Annotated in this window: 8 protein-coding genes and 1 pseudogene; all 9 read right to left on the bottom strand. The window is 47.1% G+C overall.

Annotation, left to right across the window (positions count from 1 at the left end):
- Window positions 1-1,920: pseudogene (locus QZ735_RS14790) on the bottom strand (ABC transporter permease subunit); the annotation flags it as partial.
- A complete protein-coding gene (locus QZ735_RS14785) occupies window positions 1,917-2,792 on the bottom strand; it encodes an ABC transporter ATP-binding protein (protein WP_294249854.1) in 876 nt (291 codons plus the stop codon). The gene QZ735_RS14785 and the pseudogene QZ735_RS14790, both read right to left, overlap by 4 nt.
- A gap of 247 nt (window positions 2,793-3,039) precedes the next feature.
- A complete protein-coding gene (locus QZ735_RS14780) occupies window positions 3,040-3,249 on the bottom strand; it encodes a helix-turn-helix transcriptional regulator (RefSeq protein WP_294249852.1) in 210 nt (69 codons plus the stop codon).
- Between the two features lies 1 nt (window position 3,250).
- Window positions 3,251-3,766 carry a DUF2975 domain-containing protein gene (locus QZ735_RS14775; RefSeq protein ID WP_294249851.1) on the bottom strand — a complete coding sequence of 172 codons (516 nt, stop codon included), beginning with the start codon at window positions 3,764-3,766 and terminating at the stop codon, window positions 3,251-3,253.
- Between the two features lie 108 nt (window positions 3,767-3,874).
- A complete protein-coding gene (locus QZ735_RS14770; RefSeq protein ID WP_294249849.1) occupies window positions 3,875-4,522 on the bottom strand; it encodes a MarR family winged helix-turn-helix transcriptional regulator in 648 nt (215 codons plus the stop codon).
- Between the two features lie 47 nt (window positions 4,523-4,569).
- A complete protein-coding gene (locus tag QZ735_RS14765; RefSeq protein WP_294249847.1) occupies window positions 4,570-5,268 on the bottom strand; it encodes an SDR family NAD(P)-dependent oxidoreductase in 699 nt (232 codons plus the stop codon).
- 360 nt (window positions 5,269-5,628) lie between these two features.
- The gene (locus QZ735_RS14760; protein ID WP_294249846.1) at window positions 5,629-5,910 is read right to left on the bottom strand and encodes a TIGR03643 family protein; all 282 of its coding nucleotides are present in this window, start codon (window positions 5,908-5,910) and stop codon (window positions 5,629-5,631) included.
- Window positions 5,910-7,388, bottom strand: coding sequence for a cryptochrome/photolyase family protein (locus tag QZ735_RS14755; RefSeq protein WP_294249844.1), 1,479 nt, complete (start codon window positions 7,386-7,388; stop codon window positions 5,910-5,912). Before QZ735_RS14755 ends, QZ735_RS14760 begins: the two co-directional genes overlap by 1 nt.
- The coding region (locus QZ735_RS14750; protein WP_294249842.1) for an FAD-binding domain-containing protein at window positions 7,373-7,844 on the bottom strand (472 nt) is incomplete at its 5' end. The genes QZ735_RS14750 and QZ735_RS14755, both read right to left, overlap by 16 nt.

The raw sequence follows: 7,844 nt of genomic DNA, 5'->3' as shown, positions 1-7,844 counted from the left end.
GGGTAATGAAGTATGATTGATCAGATGGTAAGATCCTTCAATTGCATAGGCATACCGGGAAGGATAAAGCCGGATCTTTGTCTTCACCTCTGCAATAACAGGCTGCGGAAGGGTTTCGTATTTTCTGAAAGCCCTTTCATACATGATCTGTTTCGTGACTGTTTTTTTCCGGTTCTCAGGAAGATAGCCTTTCATGAAAAAATTTCCCGAAAGCATTCCTGCCGATAGCAGAACAATAATCGCGAAGGCTGTTGTCCGATCTCTTTTTCTGTTTCTGATCTGGCCGCAGATCAGCCGGAGAGCAGCCATCAGGCATGTTCCGCATAACAGGCGTCCGGCAAAGGCGGCAGCATAGGGTCCGTAGCCAAAAAAGTCGCTGTAGGCCCCGGTGTATCCGGAAAAGATCCGGAGGAGAGGATAAGGGAACAGGGTTTTTGAAACCGGGTCGCTCAGGATCAGGATGGCCGATACGGAAATGCCAAGGGCGGCATATCTGTTTTCTACCGTATCGTTAATCAGCAGAATGAGTGCAACAAACAGAATCAGCGGAAAGGTATGGAATAGGAACAGGCCGGAATAGGCATTCCAGTCCACAGGAAAATGAAGGAAAACAAACTGGAAAACAATTCCCTCGCATATCAGGATCACCGTGAGGAAAATCAGCAGGATACCCATAGCCAGCAGATGACCGCTGCTTTTCATTCCTGAATATACCGTGCTTGTTTCGATGGAATGGAAACCGGATAAACGGCTCCGCCAGCACAGGTCGTGTGTAAAATAGGCTGCTATGATCATTCCCGGGAAATGAAAATTTCCGGAAATGGCTTCAGCGATAAGGCCGGAACCCGCATACTGCTGCGGAATCCGTATTCCCTGGTCTATGGCAGCATAGATTTCCATTCCTGCAAAGAACACCAGAAGCAGGAGAGTAGCGAAAAGGCCTGTGTTTTTACGGAGATAAGTCAGGTCGGTTTTCACAAAGGAAGCTATGGCATGAAAGGCAGCCCGGTAACCGGAAATATACCCGGGGCGGATCTCCTGATGTTGTGGTGCCGCAAATGGTTCTGCCGAGTTTTCGATATGCTTTTTTCTGCTTTTCCCGGAGGATTGCAGGGAGAACCGGAATAACCGGTAAGCTAGCAGAAGTAAAACAAGGGCTGTACTGATGAAGATGCTTCTGTTCAGCAGCAGGTAACCGGAAAACGGAACCGTAAAGCTATTTTTCTGTTCCGGGGAAAACTGCCTTGCTTCCAGAAAGTATGCAGAAAGCCCGAACGGATCGCAAAGTGCAGAAATCTGCTGTATTTCCTTCGACTGGGGCAGGCTGCCGCTCATAAAAGGGGAATTGGAAAATAAAAGAACTATCATGTACAGAATATACAGGAACAGCCCGCCGGCAACAACCATCATTTTTTTTCTTACTGCTACAGCGGTCAGAAACAGGAAACTGCAGACCACAAAGCAATTCACGGCACCGAAGACGATCAGGGGATAGAGGTAGAACCAGCTGTGGAAGCCGGGCTGCAGGTCGCTCCCTGTTCTCATATGCTGGCCTGCAGTAAATCCTGCCATCAGCAGGAGAAAACCGCCGAAGGTTGAGATAAAAAGGATGGCAAATTTTCCTGTAAGATAGGTTTTCTCCGAGACCGGAAAGGAAAACAGCAGAATGCTGAAGCCGGAATCCTGGTCTTTAAAAAGGAACTGATAAGAAAATACAACAGCCATGAAGATGACCGACAGGCTGAGAAGGCCTGTCATGAAACCTATGGTATAAGGGGAATTAAAAAAAATTCCTTCGCCTGCCGTAAGGCTGAACCGGTTTCCGCAAAAGATGCCGGCAATGACCAGCAACAGGGACGTAACGTACAGCGGCCAGCGCTTTAAGCCCTGACCGGCTTCGAATAAAAATAAAGGATTCATGAGGGTGATTTGGTTAATGTGTGAAAATAAACATGTTCCAAAGTCGGGTGTACCGGAGTAAAGCCGTCCGGTTGCGTGTCGGAAAAAACCGTAATCTGCAGCTTTCTTTCAATAAACTGCCTGCTGATGACATGATATTGCTGCTCACATGCAGCCAGTCTGTCCTTCTCTATGGGCCTTGACCACAGTTTGTTTTCCAGTCCGGCGATCAGCGGATCAGGCTGCCCTTTCAGAAGCAGCCGGCCGCTTTTCATTACTGCCATTTCAGAGCAGAGGTTGCGTACATCTTCCACAAGATGCGTGGAAAGCAGGATAATGACTTCCCGGCTGATATCGCTTGATACCGAATTGAAGCGGTTGCGCTCCTCAGGATCCAGTCCGGCGGTGGGTTCATCCACAATGATGAGCTGCGGGTTTCCCAGCAGGGCCTGTGCCACCCCGAAGCGCTGCTTCATCCCTCCGGAAAACGTATGGGCCTCACGGTGTCTTTCGTCATAGAGGTTTACTTTATGCAGCAGGCTCTCAATCTGTACGTTGCGTGCTGCCTTGCTGCCGATCCCTTTCAGGATGGCGATATGATGGAGCAGATCGATGGCTGATACCTTCGGGTACACCCCGAAATCCTGCGGCAGGAAACCTAGGTATTGGCGGACAGCGCCGGAGTTTCCGGAAATATCTGTTCCGTTAAAAATAATCTTTCCCTTACCGGGCTTCTGGAGTCCGGCGATAGTCTTCATCAGGGTGGATTTTCCGGCCCCGTTGGGTCCGAGAAGGCCGAACAATCCATTCCTGATTTCAAGGGAGATGTCGGTAACGGCCTGGTGGCCATTGGGATAAGTAACATGCAGGTGGTCAATTACCAAAGTATTCATAAGTTAAGGTTTAGGTCATAGCGGTCCGGGCAACGGTATTCCGTTACTTTCAGAGGTAGTTGTCATAAAGCAGGTTTCCCGGATTCAGGATATTGAAAAATTCCGGACGGACAGGGAAGGCATCAGAAATCCCATGCTTTTATTCTTTCAGATAAAAGCAGTTGATGGTCAGGATGATTTAAACCGCGGGGATTGATGCATGGTTTTTAACAAGCCGGCATCCTTTTTTTGTAGGAAATACGGCGGGTTATTCTTCCTCTTTATATTCAAGGATATCGCCGGGCTGGCATTCAAGGATCCTGCAGATGTCTTCCAGGGTATCGAAACGTACGCCTTTTGCCTTTCCCGTTTTCAGGATGGAAAGATTGACAGGACTGATTCCCAGTTTTTCGGCAAGCTCCTTACTCTGCATCTTGCGCCTGGCCAGCATGACATCCAGGTTAATAATAATCGGCATTCTATATAAATAAATCTTGTTCGTTCTGTAAATGTAACCCTTGTCTGAAGATGTTGGCAAGAAAAAGACAGAAAATCCCCAGCATGAAATGGATGAATACCATTCCCCAGATCACTTTTTCCACCTCAGTAAAACATCCGGCCAGCAGGACCAGCGGGAGCGGAAAGAAAATATTGTAGATGTAAAACCGCCTGAGATGGATGATGTTGTATTCCGTAAAAAGCCTTTTCCGGAAAAATACCCTGAAGACCTTTGCGGCAAGCATAAAGAAAATACCGTAAGCCAGCAGAACGGCCAGAAATGAAAAAATGATGTAAGGAATGGTATTTTCGATGGTCAGGAAAGAGGTTTCCGTAAAAGGATAATTGATATGGAGGTTGTGATGATCCGTATGGAGGCCTGTTGCAAAACCCGTCAGCAGGCAGATAAGCGAATACAGGAATACGGCAAGGTAGCCTGCTGAGAGAATCAGGCAGAGGCAATAAAGAATCCTGGAGATGACTTCATTCTGTTTCATAGTCGATGAATTAATTATATGCAAATATATAATTAATTATCGTAAAGCATTAATTTTTTAATTTTTTATTTTATTAAAATGGAATGGTAATAGTTGTACTGAGCATCATTATTTTACCAGTTTCATGATCGTGTCTACATCTGAGTTCTTATGTTCGGCATACAGATGGGAATGGAAATCATTCAGTTTTACCAGTGTTTTCAGGAGTACGTCCTTCTCATGCGGCTCCAGTTTCCCGGAGAGAATAATGGAAGTGAGATTTACTTTTTCCACAGACTGATGGAACCTTTCCTTACCTTTCCGGGTAAGGGTCAACCTCTTGCTTCTCTTGTCCTCTTCATCGTTCCGCTCTTCGATGAGCCCTGATTCCAGAAGGCGTTTGATGATCTGGGAGCCGGTCTGCTTCTCGTGGCCGTTTCTTTCAATCAGCTGGATCTTGGTAAGATTAGGCTCATCTTTCAGGCGGTAGAGATAGGTGAATTCTTCATTCGCCAGCTCGGGGAATTCACCCAGCCCTTTCCGGATCATCTGTTTGGAATATCGCCCCAGGAGAAGAACCTGCTTACAGATTTCGTTTTCCGTGAAGGAGACCTGATGGCCTTCATTGGTAAAGAGCTTGGTAGGGCTTTCTTCGCGGTATTTTTTATCGTTCATCCAGAGGCGGAAATCTTCCACTCCGGCATGCGGTTTATATCCTTCGGAGGTTTCAAATTCCTTTACCTGAAGCAGGAGATCGATAAAAAAATCAGTATTCATAAGGCAATTTTTGTGTAAAGATATAGGTTTGAACATTGGATTCAAAATTACAGTTTCACGCTGCCCATTCCGCCATCGATCCCGAAGACCTGTCCGGTGATCCAGGATGCTTTGTCAGAAAGGAGAAAATCAGTAAGTTCCGCAATTTCAACAGGGTCGCCGATCCTGTGCAGCGGGTGCCTTTTGGCTGAAGCTTCGCGTTTTTCAGGAGTAGACAGCAAATGGGCAGCAAGCGGCGTATCGGTAAGGGAAGGAGCAATGGCATTGACGCGTATGCTCTGGGCAGAAAATTCCGCAGCCAGGCTCTTCGTAAGCCCTTCCACTGCACTTTTGCTGGCGGCTACCGAAGCATGGAAAGGCATTCCCCATTTGGCTGCCACGGAACTGTAAAGGACAACAGATGAGGTAGACGGCTTCTTAAGGTAAGGAAGCAATTTCTGGATAGATTTTACGGCGCCTGTGACATTGATTTCGAAATCATTCCTGAAATCTTCCTCGGTCAGGCGGTTAAACGGCTTTAGGTTGATGCTTCCGGGCACGTAGACCAGTCCGTCAACAGCATCAGGAAAGTCGATGTCATCCAGGTTTCCGGTAAGGATATCCATTTCATGAAAGGTGACATTGGGAAGCTGCAGTTCCGGGGTGGCGGTCCTGGAAATGGCGGTGATGTGATGGTTTTCGGCAAGTCTTCTGGCGGTTGCAAGCCCGATCCCTGATCCGCAGCCGATGATAACGATGTTTTTCATAAGTCTTTTTATTTTTAAATGATGGTAATTGGGTACGACAGATTATGAATTTCAAAATTTGATAAAGGGTTGATCTGAAAACCGGCCGGACCCCTTTATGTAGTAAGCTTTACATCTTTCCGGGGAATTCAGATTCTTATTTATTCTCTTGATATGAAGCGTATGCAATGCAGTGATTTGATAAATCTCAGCTGCTCCTGATATTCTGGTTGCCGGCAGAAATGGAATTCCCGCAGCCTTTAATTATAAATATCACAATACAACACATATAATCTTTCAACAGGAGTATGGTGTGCAGAGCTGAAATATTTAGGTCCGATGACTTGATCTTCCAAAACCGGATGGTCCTGATCAATGCTTTTATCGCTTTGAAATTTTATTATTGCTGATGGCCTTTTGCCGGCTGCACCGGAAGCGTGTGATTTCTTCGTTTCTCCTTTTCAGGTGCTTCTGGCTGACGCCGGAGTTGACCCTCTTTCTCCAGAGCCTGAAGCTGGAAGGCTTAAGCTCGGTTCTCATGATTTCAATGACGTCGGCCTCGCTGGTTCCGAACTGGAATGCAATGGCTTCGAAAGGCGTGCGGTCTTCCCACGCCATCTCGATAATACGGTCGGTCTGTTCCGGGGTGAATGTATTTTTCATTAAGGATGGTTTTTGATGATTTGATCTGCTGTCAGCAGGTGGTGTTCTCGTTTTTCGGGGGACATTTTATCCAGGGTGCGGAGCATCATGCCCAGCCTTGGGTTCTTGCTGAAAAACCCGCGGTTCTCATCCACGAAATTCCAGAAAAGGGCGTCCCATTTTTCTGTCCATTCACCGGCAGGGTAGTCGCTCATTTTCCTGAGGTAATTGCTGCCGCTGATGTAGGGCTTGGTGCTCATCTTCCCGCCGTCCGAAAAAGTGCTCATTCCATAGACATTCGGAACCATCACCCAATCATAGGAGTCGATGAACATTTCCATAAACCATTGGTACATTTCATCGGGATCTGTTTTCGCCAGGTTCATGAAATTCGCAAAGACCATCAGCCTCTCGATGTGGTGGGCGTAGCCTGTCTTCAGGATTTTGGACAGGGCCGTATCCAGCGGCCGGATTCCCGTGGTTGCCGTGTAGAATGATTCCGGAAGTTTTTCATGATGGTTCCAGTAATTTTTCCTGCGCTGGTATGTACCTTCATACAGATAGACGCCGCGGATGAATTCCCGCCAGCCAAGGATCTGGCGTACAAATCCTTCCAGGGAGTTTACCGGGATATCATGCTCCTCAGCATAAGCGATGGCTTCGTCCAGGACATATCCCGGCGTCAGCAGTCCGATGTTCAGCAGCGGTGAAAGGACACTGTGATGGAGGAAATGTTCATTTTCCACTAAACTGTCCTCATACGTCCCGAATTCAGCAAACCGGGTTTCCAGGAAACGGACTAGCCATTCTTCCGCCTGCTCAAAGGTTACAGGATAAATCTGGTATTCCGCCAGGCTGCCGTAATTGCCGGAAAAAAAGGTTTCGGTGTACTTTGCGGCTTCTTTATAATACGCATTGCGTTCCGGAAATTGTACGGCTGGTGCCATTTTGTTTTTCGGATATTTTTTGCGGTTTTCGTCATCATAGGTCCATTTCCCGCCCAGCGGTTTTCCGTTTTTCATCAGGATATCCCGGGAAAGCCGCTGCTGTTTGTAAAAATCGGTCTGGTGATATGATTTTTTATGCTGGAAGTAAGCTTTCAGGTCATCTCTGGTATTGATAAACAAGGGACTTTCTATAATCTCCAGTTCCAGTTTTGTGCCGGCGATCCTTTTTTCCAGCCAATGGTCACAGACATCAATGATCCTGATCCTGCCGTATCCCTTCTTCTCAAGATCCGGGATCAGCTTCCTGATATCGGAAACTTCTGAACTGCTGTCAATATATTCAACGGTAAAACCGGCATTTTTGAGAAAGCTCTCGTAAAACTTCATGCTGGCACGGTGCAGGGCGATTTTCTGTTTGTGAAAAGCATACTGCCGGAAGAACAGCCATTCCTCGATCATGAAGACCGGATGGCCTTTTTCCAGGTGGCTTGTATCCTTGAACAGCTGATGCGGAAAGATGAGCTGGACCGTGGGTTTTAGTTTCTGAGCCATAACTTTCTGAATTTTTTATCGGCATCATACATTTCCGCCTGATGTTCGGGATTGAATGTCCTGTTGCGCGGATCGTTGCCTACGCCGGCTACATACATCCAGTTCCCGTAATTGCTGTGCACATCATAGTCAATCAGCAGTTCTTCAAAATAAGCCGCGCCGATCCGCCAGTCCTGGTTCAGGGTTTTGCAGAAATAGGAGGCCACATTCTGCCTTCCGCGGTTGCTCATATAGCCTGTCTTTTTCAGTTCCAGCATATGGGCGTTAACAAATGCGGATTCCGTTTTCCCTTCTTTCCAGCGGCTGATGATTTCTTCATCATGAACAAAGGAATATCTTTTTTTCCCGATTCCGTTCAGCTGGAATATGCGGTCCTGGTACTCTATGGAAACAAAGCGGAAGAAATCCCGCCACAGCAGTTCAAAGATCAGCCAGTAGGTAGATTCATTGCTGCCG

Source organism: uncultured Chryseobacterium sp. (genome assembly GCF_913776365.1).
Classification (GTDB): domain Bacteria; phylum Bacteroidota; class Bacteroidia; order Flavobacteriales; family Weeksellaceae; genus Chryseobacterium.
Note: the sequence above shows the minus strand (reverse complement) of the source record. Positions and strands in the feature narration are given on the sequence as shown.